Annotated in this window: 12 protein-coding genes; 7 read left to right on the top strand and 5 right to left on the bottom strand. The window is 41.5% G+C overall.

Annotation, left to right across the window (positions count from 1 at the left end):
* Positions 1–77: 77 nt before the first annotated feature.
* The 3 genes from ACFSVN_RS10325 to yihA all read left to right on the top strand — a co-directional run bounded on the left by ACFSVN_RS10325 (position 78) and on the right by yihA (position 4,392).
* Complete coding sequence (locus ACFSVN_RS10325; RefSeq protein ID WP_390302044.1) at positions 78–2,195, top strand: tetratricopeptide repeat-containing sensor histidine kinase; 2,118 nt, start codon at positions 78–80, stop codon at positions 2,193–2,195.
* A 110-nt stretch (positions 2,196–2,305) separates the two neighbouring features.
* Positions 2,306–3,808, top strand: coding sequence for an amidophosphoribosyltransferase (purF, locus tag ACFSVN_RS10320; RefSeq protein ID WP_390302041.1), 1,503 nt, complete (start codon positions 2,306–2,308; stop codon positions 3,806–3,808).
* Positions 3,808–4,392 (top strand): ribosome biogenesis GTP-binding protein YihA/YsxC, encoded by a 585-nt coding sequence (gene yihA / locus ACFSVN_RS10315; RefSeq protein ID WP_390302038.1) that lies wholly within the window; start codon positions 3,808–3,810, stop codon positions 4,390–4,392. The genes purF and yihA overlap by 1 nt, the downstream gene beginning before the upstream one ends.
* A gap of 32 nt (positions 4,393–4,424) precedes the next feature.
* On the opposite strand, the gene mnmD is transcribed toward yihA, so the two are convergent.
* Both mnmD and ACFSVN_RS10305 read right to left on the bottom strand, forming a co-directional pair.
* Positions 4,425–5,192 carry a tRNA (5-methylaminomethyl-2-thiouridine)(34)-methyltransferase MnmD gene (gene mnmD / locus ACFSVN_RS10310; protein WP_390302035.1) on the bottom strand — a complete coding sequence of 256 codons (768 nt, stop codon included), beginning with the start codon at positions 5,190–5,192 and terminating at the stop codon, positions 4,425–4,427.
* Positions 5,193–5,271: 79 nt separating this feature from the next.
* Positions 5,272–6,528 (bottom strand): DUF4097 family beta strand repeat-containing protein, encoded by a 1,257-nt coding sequence (locus tag ACFSVN_RS10305; RefSeq protein ID WP_390302033.1) that lies wholly within the window; start codon positions 6,526–6,528, stop codon positions 5,272–5,274.
* A gap of 110 nt (positions 6,529–6,638) precedes the next feature.
* Here ACFSVN_RS10305 and ACFSVN_RS10300 point away from each other — a divergent pair, with 110 nt between their 5' ends.
* Positions 6,639–7,823 carry a M20 metallopeptidase family protein gene (locus ACFSVN_RS10300; RefSeq protein ID WP_390302030.1) on the top strand — a complete coding sequence of 395 codons (1,185 nt, stop codon included), beginning with the start codon at positions 6,639–6,641 and terminating at the stop codon, positions 7,821–7,823.
* Positions 7,820–8,929 (top strand): NAD(P)/FAD-dependent oxidoreductase, encoded by a 1,110-nt coding sequence (locus ACFSVN_RS10295; RefSeq protein WP_390302027.1) that lies wholly within the window; start codon positions 7,820–7,822, stop codon positions 8,927–8,929. The genes ACFSVN_RS10300 and ACFSVN_RS10295 overlap by 4 nt, the downstream gene beginning before the upstream one ends.
* A gap of 126 nt (positions 8,930–9,055) precedes the next feature.
* Here the strand turns inward: ACFSVN_RS10295 and ACFSVN_RS10290 are convergent, their stop codons facing one another.
* Both ACFSVN_RS10290 and ACFSVN_RS10285 read right to left on the bottom strand, forming a co-directional pair.
* Positions 9,056–10,390, bottom strand: coding sequence for a Y-family DNA polymerase (locus ACFSVN_RS10290; protein WP_390302024.1), 1,335 nt, complete (start codon positions 10,388–10,390; stop codon positions 9,056–9,058).
* Positions 10,387–10,767, bottom strand: coding sequence for a LexA family protein (locus ACFSVN_RS10285; RefSeq protein WP_390302021.1), 381 nt, complete (start codon positions 10,765–10,767; stop codon positions 10,387–10,389). Before ACFSVN_RS10285 ends, ACFSVN_RS10290 begins: the two co-directional genes overlap by 4 nt.
* A 237-nt stretch (positions 10,768–11,004) precedes the next feature.
* Between ACFSVN_RS10285 and ACFSVN_RS10280 the strand changes: the two genes are divergently transcribed.
* Positions 11,005–11,472, top strand: coding sequence for a sterol desaturase family protein (locus ACFSVN_RS10280; RefSeq protein WP_390302018.1), 468 nt, complete (start codon positions 11,005–11,007; stop codon positions 11,470–11,472).
* Between the two features lie 19 nt (positions 11,473–11,491).
* Here the strand turns inward: ACFSVN_RS10280 and ACFSVN_RS10275 are convergent, their stop codons facing one another.
* On the bottom strand, positions 11,492–12,109 hold the full coding sequence (locus tag ACFSVN_RS10275) for a DinB family protein (RefSeq protein ID WP_390302014.1): 618 nt from the start codon (positions 12,107–12,109) through the stop codon (positions 11,492–11,494).
* 110 nt (positions 12,110–12,219) lie between these two features.
* Here ACFSVN_RS10275 and ACFSVN_RS10270 point away from each other — a divergent pair, with 110 nt between their 5' ends.
* Positions 12,220–14,967 (top strand): alpha/beta hydrolase family protein, encoded by a 2,748-nt coding sequence (locus tag ACFSVN_RS10270; protein WP_390302011.1) that lies wholly within the window; start codon positions 12,220–12,222, stop codon positions 14,965–14,967.
* Positions 14,968–15,090 lie beyond the last annotated feature (123 nt).

Here is a 15,090-nt window from a genome sequence, read left to right as displayed (position 1 = left end):
TGATAATTAAGGATTAAGCCCTTCTTATTATGGAGGGCTTTTTTATATTAGTAATGTTTTAACCAATCAAAAAAACATTGCTTTCCACACCAAGAACTTATCTAATCAGAAGTTTGACTCTAATGCTGTTCTTGGGAGCAGGGGTTTTCAGCTCTTTCATCTATGCTCAAAACCTCCCAGACAGTACCGATGTTCGTGAACTACTTAGAGAAGGAGAACAGGCTGCAGACCAAGGCAACTATGAGCATGCTTTTGATCTATTAAACAGAGCAGACAGCCTTTCATTTGATATTGGATATCATAAAGGCAACGAAACTGCAACAAGGCTAATGGCTGATGCCTATATAACCCGCAGTGAACCGGAGGTCGCCATAGAGCTTTTAGCAGGGCTGATCGAGGAAAATCCTGATAGTGATGATTTGAGCCATCATTACAATTCTTTGGCACAGGCTCATTCTTTGAAGGGTGATCATAAAAAGGCCATTCAGATGTTTGAAGAAGCTCAAAAGTATCTGGGAAGGTTGCCTTCGAATATTTCTGAACGGTTGTCGATTGGGTTGTTACAAAATTCAGCTGTTGCATACCGATCTTTAGGGCAAATGAATGCTGCTTTGTCGAACTATTTGGAAGCTGTAGAATTTGCAAATAGTAGAAAGGATACAGCCATACTCATTGTTTTATATAACAATCTTGTTACAGTTTACAATGATATGGAGGATCCTGAGCGTGCAATATATTATTTGCGGAGATCTCTTGAAATGGCGGAGACAGAAAATTCGAAATCAGATATCCTAAGAGCCCGGTTAAATCTCGGTAATGCCTTAAGTAATAATGAGCAATATGAAGAAGCTTTAGAAAACTATGAACTTGCAGAGGGGCTTTTTCTGGAGCTGAGGCCACAGGTTCCCCCGGCAATATTATTGCACAATCAAGGTAGTACACTGGCAAAAATGGGTCGCTATGAAGAAGGCGAAAAGTTGATGCTGGAATCACTGGAACTTACTGAGCAAATGGGTATCCTGGAGGGCTCCTACTATAATTATTTAGTTCTTGGAAGCATGTATTTGGATACTGGTAGATTGCAGGAATCTGTACGCTTTTTAAGTAATGCCTCTTCTGCTGCAGAAAGGATAGGAAATACCGAATACAAGTTGAATGCAGTCGAAAAACTGAACCGAGCCTACAGCAGATTAGGTGATTTTGAGGAAGCATATCGGCTACTAAATGAATTCAATGTACTATCTGATAGCCTCTCCGACTTGGAGAAAGAAAGAGAACTTGCAGATCTGAAAAGTCAGTTAGAGTTAACCCGACAAAGTGAGATCAATCGCTTACTGGAAGATAAACAGGTTCAGCAGGAGCGAAGAATACAGTTTCAGGTAATTATGATTTTCTCTGGTGGAGTGATCATTGCATTGATCATTGTTTTACTTTTTATGATGAAAAAGACTTCGAAGGAAAGAGAAGAAATGCTCAAAACGTTAAAAGAACAGAAGACAGAACTCGAAGAAGTCAATTCATCGAAAGATAAATTATTTGCCATCATTTCTCATGACCTCAGGTCGCCACTTACATCCATGCAGGGAATTTTATATATGATGAAGAACAACCTCATTTCAAAAGATGAGGTAGAATTGATGGTTAACGAAATGGAAGGGTCCATTCAAAAGAATTTAAATGTAATGGAAGATCTTTTAGTATGGGCAAAAGAACAGCTTTCAGGTGTAGAAATGAATTTAAAACCTATAGATCTGAAAAAAGTAACTGATGATGTAGTTGTAGGGCAAGAATTCGTAGCTGATAAAAAAGGGGTAAAGATCATACAGAAAGTGCCACAAAATATGACGGTGCTTGCTGATTTAAATGCTCTCAAAATGGTGATGAGAAATGTGGTTTACAATGCGATAAAGTTTACTGATAAAGGAGATATCATTGAGATCTCAACATCAGAAAACGAAAATACAACTCAACTTCTCATTAAAGACTCCGGAATTGGGATACCAGAAGAGGCTAAAGACAAGATCTTTGACAGTAAGAATTGGACACGTGAAGGGACGCAAAATGAAAAAGGTACCGGCTTTGGGCTGAGCATCAGCAAAGATTTTCTGGAGCGAATGAATGGCCGGATTTGGTTTGAAAGTGAAGAAGGTGTAGGGACATCCTTTTTTATTGAATTACCAAAAGTTCAGGCATAGATTTTGTGTGTATAACCTGTCGAAAACTTGTAGCAGTTATAATTCCCGAAACCCCTAATCATTTCTTATCTTTAAGGCTCATCAACCCTCATTAGCTTGGAGTATTTGATATGAGCGACAAACCTCGCGAATATTGTGGAATCTACGGTATCTATAATCACCCTGATGCTGCAGTGCATACCTATTATGGATTGCATGCCCTCCAGCATCGCGGACAGGAATCTGCAGGAATTGTAACTTCTTATTTTGATGAGGATAAAGAACGCTTTGCAATGCCGGCTTATAAAGATTTTGGTTTGGTATTAAATGTGTTCAATAAGTCGAAAGTATTTAATAAAATCCTGAAAGGGAATAATGCCATCGGGCATAACCGGTACTCAACTTCAGGTTCTTCCAAGAACCCGGCTAATATTCAGCCTTTCAGAGTGCATTATCGGAATGGAAATTTAGCAATTGGGCATAACGGAAATCTATCCAATGCGAAACAAATAAGGGAGCGTTTTCGCAAGGAAGGGGTGCTGTTTCAAAGTACTTCTGATACTGAACTCATACTTCACCTGATCTCACACAGCTTGTATGAAGACCAAATGGATCAGATCATGGACGCACTCCGGCAGATCGAAGGGGCTTATTGCCTGGTGATTTTGACGGATGATAAATTGATCGCTGTTCGTGACCCTAATGGATTTCGGCCTTTGGCTTTGGGTAAAGTTGACGGTTCCTTTTGTGTAGCAAGCGAAACATGTGCTTTTGATATAAATGATGCAGAATATATCCGCGATGTAAAGCCCGGTGAAGTGGTAGTGATCGACAAAGAAGCTGCAGAAACGGGAGAACCAAAATCATTTTTTATTCCTCCCGCAAAAGGAACAAGTACCAGTCAGTGCATTTTTGAATATGTATATTTTTCCCGACCTGACAGTATGATCTTTGGAGAGATGGTAGATAAAATTCGCCGTAACCTGGGTAAGCGGTTAGCAAAAGAACATCCTTTGAGTGAGATCGTTAAAAACGATACTACAGGAAAGCGTCCGGTTGTTATTTCAGTGCCGGATTCAAGTAACACCGCAGCCTTGGGTTATGCAACTGAGAGCCAAAAATTAGGCCATGATTGTCAATATGATATGGGATTGATCCGAAATCATTATGTGGGCCGAACATTTATTTCCCCGGGTCAAAAATCACGGGAACAGAAAGTGCGGACTAAGTTTAACCCTGTTCGTGGAGTTCTTGAGGGACGACCTGTTATTATTGTAGATGATTCGATCGTTAGGGGAACTACTTCCCGATACCTTGTTGATATGATTCGGGATTGTAACCCATCTGAGGTTCACTTTCTGGTCAGTTCTCCGCCTATCATCAGCCCATGTTATTATGGAATGGATTTCCCAAGTCCTGATGAATTGATCGCTAATAAATTTGATCGCGATATAGAGAAAATGGCGAAAGAGATCGGCGTTGACAGTTTGAGATATCTCTCTCCGGATGGATTGGTTGATGCAGTGAAAGAGTCTAACCCTTCCGAGAATGATTACTGCACTGCCTGCTTCACAGGAGATTACCCTGTACCGGTAAATTTTGGTGTAGAAAAGGAAGCCAACGAGCTGATTTGATGTTTAATGCCCAACCAAAGTTTATCACCAGTGCTACCAAACTCGAAGAATGTCCGCCGGCCGGTTTGCCAGAAATATGTTTTGCCGGAAGATCAAACGTGGGGAAGTCTTCACTTATCAATACCCTGCTGAATAAAAAAAATATTGCACGCACTTCTAATGTGCCGGGCAAGACACAGCAGATGAATTATTACAAGCTTGGTGAAGAGTGTTTTTTTGTGGATCTGCCCGGATATGGATATGCTAAAGTCCCCAAAAAGGAAAGAGAACGTTGGGGAAAAAGCATTCGGGATTATTTGATGGACAGAGAATCATTGAAGTTGATTCTGCATGTGGTAGATGTGCGACATGACCCAAGTCAGCTCGATGAAGACTTCTTTTATTGGATGGGGATGAATGAAAAACCCTTTGCTGTTGTGCTTTCCAAAGCTGATAAAATTTCCAGAAATAAAGTCAATCAGGCAAAAGCCAAGGTTCGGCGTATCATGAAAGAAATGAATATTGAAGTTCCGATCCTGCCTTATTCAGCGAGTTCCCGCGAGGGTATTGATGAGATCAAAAAATTGATCACTGAATTTGTCTGATATCCCTGTCGCCAAAATAGAGAACCATAAGATCAATCGAAGTCTCCGCTTCTATATCGGTTAGCAAGTCGCTTTTCATTCACTCTTTTTAAAGGGGTTAATTTATCTTCGGAAAGGGATGCTAATGTCATCTCACGTTTTCCTAAAGCACCCTGAGCTTTAGCTACAAACCACCCTGCCGCACACATTGCACCACGTGCCTTAGAAGCAGCACAGTAGGTTGCTAAGACAGTTCCAGACCCGGAAAATGATCGAAGTTTTGTAAAGGTATCAAGACTCCAGAGTTCAGCATTGACTTCAGGAGAGAAGGGATCATGAAAGATAAAGTCGGCATGAAGACCCTTAATATTAAAGTCTTCAAAAGTACCGTGGAACAGGTTCAATTCTAAATCGAGATCATCAATAGGTTTCAATACATTCATTCCCGGTTTCAGCTCTTTAAAAACCTTTGGGAGAACCTGATCAAGCTCTCGATGTTTAATGTGATTCTTGAAGTCAAACTTGTTTGCTGTTTCCTGATCAACCGGAAATGCCTCTATGGAATAGAACTTAACCGGAATATTGATCTGTTGTTCTTTAAGAATATCTGCCAGAAGCAGAAAGTTTAATCCGGTACCAAAACCGACTTCCAAAACCGAGAGGGATGAAGCCTTTTCAAGAAATTTGATAAGGCCTGAGGTCTGAAAAAAAACATAGAGGCTTTCTGTCGCCGCACCGTTGGGGTTATGGTAAAACTGACTGAATTGATCAGAATAAAGAGTGGAAGAGCCGTCTTTGGTAGAATGTAATGATAGTGCCATGAGGCTTATTCGACTAAGTGAAATCCTTAGCCTAAGGTAAGCGAAAACTATAACCTAAACATATCGAATTTTAATGCGGTCATTCGATACTCTTCAGGATTATACTTCCATAGTTTGTTTTTGCAGTTAGGTTATTTCCTCCACTACCAATGTTCCCCGTTGCCGAGGCTGAGGATCTTGAACCCTGAAAATTTAGATCAGGACCAATTTCAACTGAACTTCCTGAAAGATCAAAAGCAGCGTTTCCATTTTTAGGAAACCTTATACTAATACTTCCCGCTCCGGTTGAAGCATTGGAACGTCCGGTTATATCCAATAATCTGAGCTCAATATTTCCACCATTGGTGGTTGCCTCAAAGTAGCCGCTAAAATCATGAGCCTGTAGATTGCCACCGGCTGTTTTCATTACCAAAGATCCGTTTGAATGTTCTGCATGGATGTTTCCACCTTTTGAACTAAGGGCAAAATCGCCTTCTGAATCAGTAACGGTAATATGGCCTCCTCCGGTTTCGGCATGAATTTCACCGGACAGATTAACCAGGGTAATATGTCCTCCTAATGTCTTATAAAACTGACTTCCATCTATATTATTTGATGAAATATGCCCGGCATTGGTAATGCTGTGTACTTTAACCTGATGCGGAATCTGGAGCGTTGCTTGCAGTTGAATGTTATGATCACCCGCTTTATCTCCTCTTGTCCTGATCTCGAAAAGCGCAGTTTCAGGATTGATGTCTGCAAAGGTATTTAATTTTGATCTAAGATCTTCTTTTGTAGAAACTTGTCCTGATGCCTGAATGGTTAATTTTGCCTGAGGATCAGAACTCCCAACAATATCAATGGATCCGAAGGGTAACCGTAACTGAGCTTCTTTAAGTTCTTCGGAGTCAAATTCTTTGACGTAGGCAAAAATACCAGTAGAAACAGCGGTCCATCCCCCTGAAGAAACGGACATGGCACGATTGATTGAAATTGTTCCCTTTTCAGAATTCAGGACCACATCGACACTTTCCTGCTCAAATTCTTTCATGGCTTCATCGATCTCAGCCTCAACTTCAGCTCTGATCTCAGCAGGTAAAAAATTCGTGAGATTCCTTAAATTACTCAAGTTCTTCAGGTTTTCAAGATTCTCAAGATTTTTTAGATTCTCTAAATTTTCCAGGTTTTTAAGTTCGATGAGCTTTAGGCGTTCTCCGTCAAAATTCAGTTGAATACTGTCAGGAGGGGTAGGTGGTTGAGGAGGTTTTGGAGCCTCAGTTCCACTTTCAATAAGGTAAATAGCAACCCCTACGAAGATAAAGCCGGCTATAATTATTTCCCAAGATGATGTTTTCATATGTCCTTCATTTTAAGTAACCCATATAAATACGGTATAGTATTCAAAAGGTTACGTCAACTCCCATAATATCCTTATTATCAGGGAAAGTATAATTCACGGTAATGAGCATGCATTCCAAAATTAAAAACCTTTCTGGAAAATACCTTCCGGAAGCTATTGAGACCCGTCGATATTTGCACAGGCATCCCGAGCTTAGCTTTATGGAATTTGAGACCACGAAGTTTATTAAAGCTGAGTTAGATAAATTGGATATTCCATATGAAAGTCCGCTTGAAACAGGATGTGTAGGGATTTTAGAAGGAGCTAAGAAATCGAATAAAGTAATCGCGCTCCGTGCTGATATTGATGCTTTGCCTATTTTTGAAGAAGGGTCTGCAAAGTCAGAGTTTTTGTCTGAAAATGATGGTGTAGCTCATTGTTGTGGACATGATGCACATACCTCAAATCTCCTCACAGCTGCTAAGATATTAAAAGAATTACAGGCTGAAATTGAAGGAACCGTGTTGTTCGTTTTTCAGCCCGGAGAAGAAAAACTTCCGGGCGGAGGAAAAATGCTGAGTGAGACAGGATTTTTGCAAAATAAAGGGGTAGATGCAATTTACGGGATTCATACCTCACCGATGCACAAGGTTGGAACAATGGCAACGAAGCCTGGAGCTTTGATGGCTTCTACTTCGGAATTTGAGGTGGAGATCATAGGAAAGGGCGGACATGCAGCACGGGCTCATGAAGCCATTGACCCGGTGGTACTGGCTTCACAGTATATCAATGCGGTCCAAACTATAGCCAGCCGAAATGTAGATCCTACTGAACCTGTGGTAGTCACAGTTGGACGAATTGAAGGTGGAACGGCTCATAATATCATTCCCGAAAAGGTAAAGTTATGGGGAACCGCCCGAACCCTTTCTCCACAAACTGAGAATTTAGTGATCGAAAAGCTGGAGTCTATTGCAAAGGGAATTACAGAATCGGCCGGGGGTAGCTATAAATTTCAATTTAACAGGGGGTATCCGGCAGTTATTAATACCGAAAAGGAAGCGCAAACCGTACTTAATTCAGCCATAGAATTATTTGGCGAAGAAGCAGTTGTTGAAATGAGAAGGCCAATTATGGCAGGTGAGGATTTCGCTTTCTATCAGAAACATTTTCCGGGTGCGTTCTTTTTTGTGGGAAGCGGAAGTGAAGAAGCTGATTCCTATTATCCCTGGCATCATTCCAAATACAACGTGGACGACCGGTTTTTTGAGGTTGCTACTCCATTAATGGTAAGCTTAGTTTTTGATCACAAATGATACATGCAGAACGCTCTTTTTGGGAATCAGAATTATATGACCGAACATACGACCTGATCATCGTTGGAGCCGGTTTAACCGGACAATCCATTGCTCATTTCTATAAGAAAGCTCATCCTGACGAGAGGGTTATGGTCATTGATCGTGGATTTTTTCCAATCGGGGCCAGTACACGGAATGCGGGATTTGCTTGTTTTGGCTCAGTTACTGAGCATATGGCGGATATGAAGATCGAAGAAGAGTCCAGGATCATAGAACGAATTCGTCGTCGATTTAACGGCTTGCAGTTATTGAGAGAAACGCTCGGTGATGAAAATATCGGGTATCGAGAACCCGGTGCATATGAGGTCTTTACGGATAAAAAAGTATATACCGAAGCTCTGGAACATTTGGATATTTGCAATCGTTGGCTGAATGAAGCTGCCGGAGCTGATCAGGTATATCAGGCTACAGAGCATAATGGATTTCCTGCCATCAGTATTGAGCATGAGGGATGTCTTCATCCCGGGAAAATGATGCGCACTCTGTATGAAAAGAACCTCAAGCTGGGAGTAGAATTTCGTTGGCAGACTCAGGTAAAAAAGATCGAGGAAACTCAGGCTGTGCTCATTCTTGAAAATGGGATTGAGCTCAAGGCTGAACGACTGGCTATAGCGACTAATTCATTCACGTCAAAACTGTTGAGTAGTGTTGACATCAAACCCGGCCGTGGATTTGTATTTGTTACCAAACCGATCAAAGATCTTAAATGGAACGGGACCTATCACTATGATGCGGGATACTATTATTTCAGAGGAGCTGGAGAAGACCGGTTGTTACTCGGCGGAGCTCGAAGTTTAGACATTGATGTTGAAACAACAACAGATTTTGGTACAAATGAAAAGATCAAAAATCACCTTATTAGTTTTGCTGATGATGTTCTAAAGTTGCCAAAAGGGTGGGAGATCGAGATCGAATGGTCGGGGATCATGGGATTCACACCAACGAAAAGCCCTATATTGAAACGCATCTCAGATAAGACGGCGTTGGTAGCCGGACTCAGTGGAATGGGGGTAGCTCTTGGAATGCAGCTCGGTAAAGAAGCTTCGGAGTTAGTAGTTGAGTGAAAGGTGAAAGCTGATAAAGTGATGGAGATATAAAAACGGGTTATGTTGGGCTAACAAGGATGCAGATTCTAGAAGTAGTATTTTCTTATTGCTAATATCACCCTGTCAACTCTCAACTCTCAACTTTCATCTCGCTTGAGCGATCATAATATCTTCCCATTCCGTAGTATATCTTTTGCTCAAAAAGTTCTGATTCATCTTCCAGTCCACTGCCTCATTATTTTTCCGGTGTAGTCCGGTAGCAGCAAAAGCAGCGGTGTTTCTTCCATGTCGGGTATTTATTTGATCTATACATTCCATCAGAGTGTATTGTTGCCGTGTATAAAGTTCGGGATCAAATAGATCCATCTGGACTTCACTGTTGTGGACCAATCCGGTTAGCATGATGGCTGCCTTTTTGTATTTGGTTTCGGGGAGGTGAATAGATCTGGTGATCTGTTTTCCTGCATGAATGAGTGTCGGAGTATGAGCGGTTGGTACTTTGAAAGAAGTATAAGCTCCGTATTTATACTTGGATTTGGGGTTCTTAAATTTATCCCCAATCAACGTGACCTGCATATTTGAAGCGAGTGAATGTTGGGCTCGTAATTTTTCTGCTGCCCGGGAGATATAGGTAGAAACAGCTTCTTCAATTTCTGTGAGGTCATAGAGCGGTTTACCAAACATACGTGAGGTGAGAATACCTTTTCTGGATTCCAGCGCTTCACTCAGTTGCATACACGGCAAACCATTTAATTCCAGAACTGTTCGCAATCCTGTTACATTCAAATGTTTACGCACCCACCGCTTATAATCCACTTTTTGTTTCAGATCATAAGCAGTATTGACATCAAAACGATTGAGGCGGATCGTTAGATTATGCCCAATACCCCAGACTTTTTGAAGGGGCATTTTTTTTAAGATCTGATCGGTTCCGGGATTATTGCATAAATTTAAAACCCCTTTATAAGTGAGGTTTCGTTTTGCTGTTTCATTTGCAATTTTTGCAAGAGTCTTGCTGGGAGCAATTCCCACTGAGACCGGCAAACCGGTCCATTGATATATAGTTTGTTTGATGACCCTGCCATATTCGTTTAGATCAGAATAGGTTTGGGTAGATAGTTCAGCAAAAGCTTCATCAATACTATAAACTTCAATATCGTGGGTGAGGTTGCGAAGTACTTCCATTACCCGCCGCGACATATCTCCATATAGTGGATAATTTGATGATCGTACGACCACTCCATTATCCTTGAAGAATCTTCGAAACTTAAATTCCGGAGCACCCATAGGAATTCCAAGGTCTTTGGCTTCTTCCGATCTTGCGATGACACACCCATCATTATTGGAGAGAATTACAATGGGTTTCCCTTCTAACTTTGGATTGAAGACGCGCTCGCAAGAGGCATAAAAATTATTGCAATCGATCATCGCATACACGATGGAGCTTCGGTTATTGAAAGATCCGGGATCTATGTTCATGACTTATACCTGTGTATCACATGCGTAACCACCCCCCAGATCAACCAATTGGTATCAGGATGAATGGTGATAGGCTCAAATTTGGGTGCATCAGAGATCAAAAATAGTCGCGAACCTCTTTTAACTAGCCTCCGGATTACGGGTTCTTCTTCGATCGCTGCTATTACAATGGCTCCTTCTTTAGGATGAATACTTCGATCAACCACCAGAATATCTCCGTCATGGATGCCTGATGCCTGCATCGCATTTCCTTCAGCCCGAACATAAAATGTTGCTGCGGGATGATGCACGATCAGCTCTTCAAGGTCCAGCGGTTTTTGGAGATGATCGGCCGCCGGTGATACAAAACCGGTCTCTGCTTTTTGTGAAAGCTTCATGTCATATTTGGGCTTTTTTTCCGACCCGCCCTGATATATTTTAAGTCTCTCCAAAAATGCCTCGCTGGTTTTAAGATTACATGTATAATATATGTGTAATTGAAGAAAGTATAAACTATTATCTCAAAAATTTAGTTGGGCTGAAGAGAAGAAATCGGATAGCAAACTATGATCAGTACAAAATTCTGTGCTGCTGTTGTTTAGCTTATATTGGGCACGCATTAAAAATAGAGAAATATGGATTGGCTATACTTGATCACATTTATTTTTATTGGATTCGGGGGGATGGAGATTGTTTCATACTGTGTACATCGCTGGCTTTTTCACGGGTTGCTGTGGAAGATCCATGAATCTCACCATAAGCCAAATCACGGTTTATTTGAACTCAATGATGTTTTTTCCCTGTTCTTTGCAAGTGTCTCGATATGGCTGATGATTGATGGGGCAAATGCCATGTTCACCTCACCTGCATTTGGCGTTGGCGCAGGGATATCGGTTTATGGAGTACTGTACTTTATCATTCACGATCTGTTTGCACATAAGCGATTCGTCCCCTTCAGTAGTGACAATAAGCTCATGAAACTAATTCGGAGAGCCCATCAGCGACATCATCAGGATGTGGGAAAAGAAGGACACGAACCATACGGATTGTTCTTGTTTCCATATGATGAATACCCTGAGCGAGAACGTAAATTTGACCGGTAAATAAAGCCGATTCTACAACTTATTCTTTAGCTCCTTCCTGATGTTCTGTGCTGGAGTTAACTGGTTCTTGATCAAATTGATCCTTTAGCATTCTCATCTGCTCAAAATGACGTCGCTGATGGGCATCAGCAACCCCAAAACAAGCTGTCAGTGACATTGGAACTATCTTGATAATGGGGTTTCGTGCTTTGATACGGTCTAAGTCCCAGCCTTCAAGTTTTGCCCTTTTAAGTATATGGATGAAATTATCTTGTAATTGTACGAAATCAGCCAATGTTTTAGAGATATTAAGATCTGCAGAGCGAATGGGTTCAAAGGAGGATACAGTAGGCAGTTTACGGCGATTTTCTGGACTAACCTGCCCTATAAACCATCTCATAGCAAAGTTTGGGGTGAAAGGTTCTTTTCCTTTAGCCAGTTTATCATCCGGCTTATTCAGCGCTTGCTCGATCTGTGGCAGGTATTCATTTCCGGCTTGTACCAAATGACTCAAAATTTCTCCCATACACCATTTATCCTCGCTTGGTTTTTGTCGAAATATTTCATCAGATACGCTTTCAGTTAAATTCGTAGCGGTTTGTTTAGCTTCATTGAAAGCCTCCAAAAAATAATCATAGGTGTAATCTGAATTTTTCATAGTGTAGAATATATTATTGGTAAAATTATCCTAAAGAAACAGAATTAACATTTTATCTGATGATTGAATACATTTTCTTTGAGTGATTATACAAAACTAACCCAAGATCTATGCATAGTATGAAAATCCGCTACTACTTAATTCCTTTGATCGGTCTAATGTTCTCCACTCTGACTACGGCTCAGGGCGTTTTGAGTTTCGAAGACGTTATGAAATTTAATGATATCGGCTCAATAGAACTTTCTGCAAATGGTAACTGGGTGGCTTACGAAGTATGGCCCGATCGCGGAGACGGGAAAGTAGAAGTAAAAAGTACAAATGGAAGAACTACCTATTCCATCTCCTTAGGAGCTTCCCCAAAGATCACCCCAAACGGCGATTGGGTTGCGGCTTTTCGAAAAGTCCCGCTTGCAGAGCAGTTGAAAGAGGGGAATGATAAACCTCAGCAGGGATTGTCGCTGTTATCTACGAATAACGGGAATATTTCTGAGTTTGACAGCGTGCGAACTTTCTCATTTTCAGGAGATGGTAACTGGCTGGCTGTCCATCACATGCAAAGTAAAGAAGTGGAGGATCTGAAATCCAAGAATAGAAAATTGGGTACCAAGCTTTTGTTGAAGAATCTCTCTTCCGGAGATGTCTATGATATTCCATTTGTCAGGGAAGTAGCTTTTGACAGCCTTTCCAATTATCTGGCATATTCAGTTGTGGATACCTCTGATTCCATGAATGGCTTGTATCTGTTCGATTTGGATGAAGAAGAGACTCGCATGATAGATGGTGTAGAAAGTGGATTCTATACAAATCTAACCTGGGATCACGATCTTCAAAAACTGGCTTTCACCAAAGCAACCTACGATTCTTCTTATGTGGAAGGTGATGCTTCTCTTCATATCTGGAATGGCGGGAATAATGAGTTGATCACATTGCTGAATGCAGATGACGGAAACGAAGGCTTCACACTTAGGTCCAACAACCGGCTCACATTCACTAATGATGGCAACCGATTATTTTTCGGATTCATGGATGCAAAAATGGCCGATATAGGATCTGAAAAGGAAAACGAAGAGAATGGTGAGCCTGATATTTATGATATAGATAAAATTACGGATGACCGTGGACTTGATATCTGGCACGGAGATGACCCACTTATTAAAACACATGAAAAGAATACCTGGAATTCCCGAAAAAATCATCTGTATGTAGCTGTGTATCATCTCGACAGAAACGAGTGGGTGCAACTGGCGGACCATGACATGCCCGATGTTAGTGTAGCCCATAATCCAAATGTAGTACTTGGAAGCACGGACCTTCCTTATATGCGCGAGCGAACCTGGGATGGAACCTATCGCGATTATTTTACAGTAGATCTGAACACCGGCAATCGAACACAATTTTTAGAGTACTTCGGTGGATGGGTGTATCTATCGCCGGAAGGAAATTTTGTAGCTTATTATGAAGATATGCATTGGTATCTGATGGATACCGAATCCTTGGAATCACAAAATCTTACCGTAGAAATAGATGTACCATTCTATGATGAAGATCATGATTACCCATCTGATGTACCGGGATATGGGGTAGCAGGATGGATCGAAAATGATGCTGCCGTGATGATCTATGATAAATATGACATCTGGCGATTCGAAACTTCAACGGGTAATTCAAGAAATATCACCGATGGCGAAGGCCGTGAAGACAAACGTATTTTCCGCATTGAGGAAATGAATAAGGACTGGGGAGAGGCATTTGGCAATAATGAGGAGCTGTTGCTGACTTCCTATCACGATATGGATAAGAATTTTGGTTTTTATACCGCAAGAACGAATCATTCCGGAGTGAACCGAATACTGGAAGAGGATAAGAAATTCACCTTTGTACAAAAGGCAGAAGATGGGAATACGGTTCTCTATAAGCGTGAAGCCTATGACGAATTCCCAAATATCTGGGTGGCCAATAACTGGAAATTCGATCGCACGAGTAAGCTCACACATATGCACGAAGATCTCAAAGAAAAATGGAACTGGGGAAGTGCGGAGCTTATCGACTGGCTAAGTGTGGATGGGAAATTTATTCAAGGCGTGGTAATCAAACCGGATAATTACGATCCGAACAAGGGTTACCCGATCATGACGTATTACTATCGATTCTTTACTGATCGCTTGCATGATTTCAATGAACCAAAGACGAATCATCGTCCGGTGTTTGCACAGTATGTAAGTGATGAATATGTGGTGTTCCTCCCGGATATTCGCTTTGAAGTTGGTCGCCCGGGATTTGCAGCCACCAAGAGCCTGGTTCCCGGAATTCAGAAACTCATCGAAATGGGCATTGCGGATGAAGATAAACTTGGTTTGCATGGGCACTCATGGAGTGGCTATCAAACAGCTTTTATGGTTACCCAAACAGATATTTTTGATGCCGCCGTTTCCGGTGCACCGGTCAGTAATATGACAAGTGCCTATAGCGGAATCCGCTGGGGATCCGGAATGGCTCGACAGTTTCAATATGAAAAAACACAAAGTCGAATCGGTAAAACACTGATTGAAGCACCGCTAGTCTACATCGAAAATTCTCCTGTATTCTATGCGGACAAGATCACCACCCCGATGTTGATCATGCACGGGGATGACGACGGAGCGGTGCCCTGGGAGCAAAGCATTGAGATGTACCTGGCGATGCGTCGCTACAACAAAGATGTGATCTTCCTACAATACCACGGCGAACCGCATCATCCCCAAAGAATAGAAAACCGTCTCGATTACGCCATTCGTATGAAGGAGTATTTTGATTACTACCTGAAAGGAGAAGGCGAGCCGAAGTGGATTATTGAAGGAGAGGCGTATAAAGGGAATTGAACATCGAACAAGGAACATTGAACATTCAAAGTTGAAGTAAGATTTCGTCTGACGGCTTCAAGTCCGTCTGACGAATTGATGCATAATTTAGATTCGAGAGATTTTTCTCAGGAAGTTCCTTTA

The organism is Gracilimonas halophila (assembly GCF_042684365.1).
GTDB lineage: Bacteria > Bacteroidota > Rhodothermia > Balneolales > Balneolaceae > Gracilimonas > Gracilimonas halophila.
This window is presented reverse-complemented; position numbering and strand designations above follow the sequence as displayed.

Coding starts and splice junctions, on each gene's coding strand:
- ACFSVN_RS10285 (WP_390302021.1), bottom strand. CDS start 10,767: ATGAAGCTTTCACAAAAAGCAGAGACCGGTTTTGTATCACCGGCGGCC.
- ACFSVN_RS10290 (WP_390302024.1), bottom strand. CDS start 10,390: ATGAACATAGATCCCGGATCTTTCAATAACCGAAGCTCCATCGTGTAT.
- ACFSVN_RS10295 (WP_390302027.1), top strand. CDS start 7,820: ATGATACATGCAGAACGCTCTTTTTGGGAATCAGAATTATATGACCGA.
- mnmD (WP_390302035.1), bottom strand. CDS start 5,192: ATGGCACTATCATTACATTCTACCAAAGACGGCTCTTCCACTCTTTAT.
- purF (WP_390302041.1), top strand. CDS start 2,306: ATGAGCGACAAACCTCGCGAATATTGTGGAATCTACGGTATCTATAAT.
- ACFSVN_RS10270 (WP_390302011.1), top strand. CDS start 12,220: ATGCATAGTATGAAAATCCGCTACTACTTAATTCCTTTGATCGGTCTA.
- ACFSVN_RS10300 (WP_390302030.1), top strand. CDS start 6,639: ATGCATTCCAAAATTAAAAACCTTTCTGGAAAATACCTTCCGGAAGCT.
- ACFSVN_RS10280 (WP_390302018.1), top strand. CDS start 11,005: ATGGATTGGCTATACTTGATCACATTTATTTTTATTGGATTCGGGGGG.
- yihA (WP_390302038.1), top strand. CDS start 3,808: ATGTTTAATGCCCAACCAAAGTTTATCACCAGTGCTACCAAACTCGAA.
- ACFSVN_RS10305 (WP_390302033.1), bottom strand. CDS start 6,528: ATGAAAACATCATCTTGGGAAATAATTATAGCCGGCTTTATCTTCGTA.
- ACFSVN_RS10275 (WP_390302014.1), bottom strand. CDS start 12,109: ATGAAAAATTCAGATTACACCTATGATTATTTTTTGGAGGCTTTCAAT.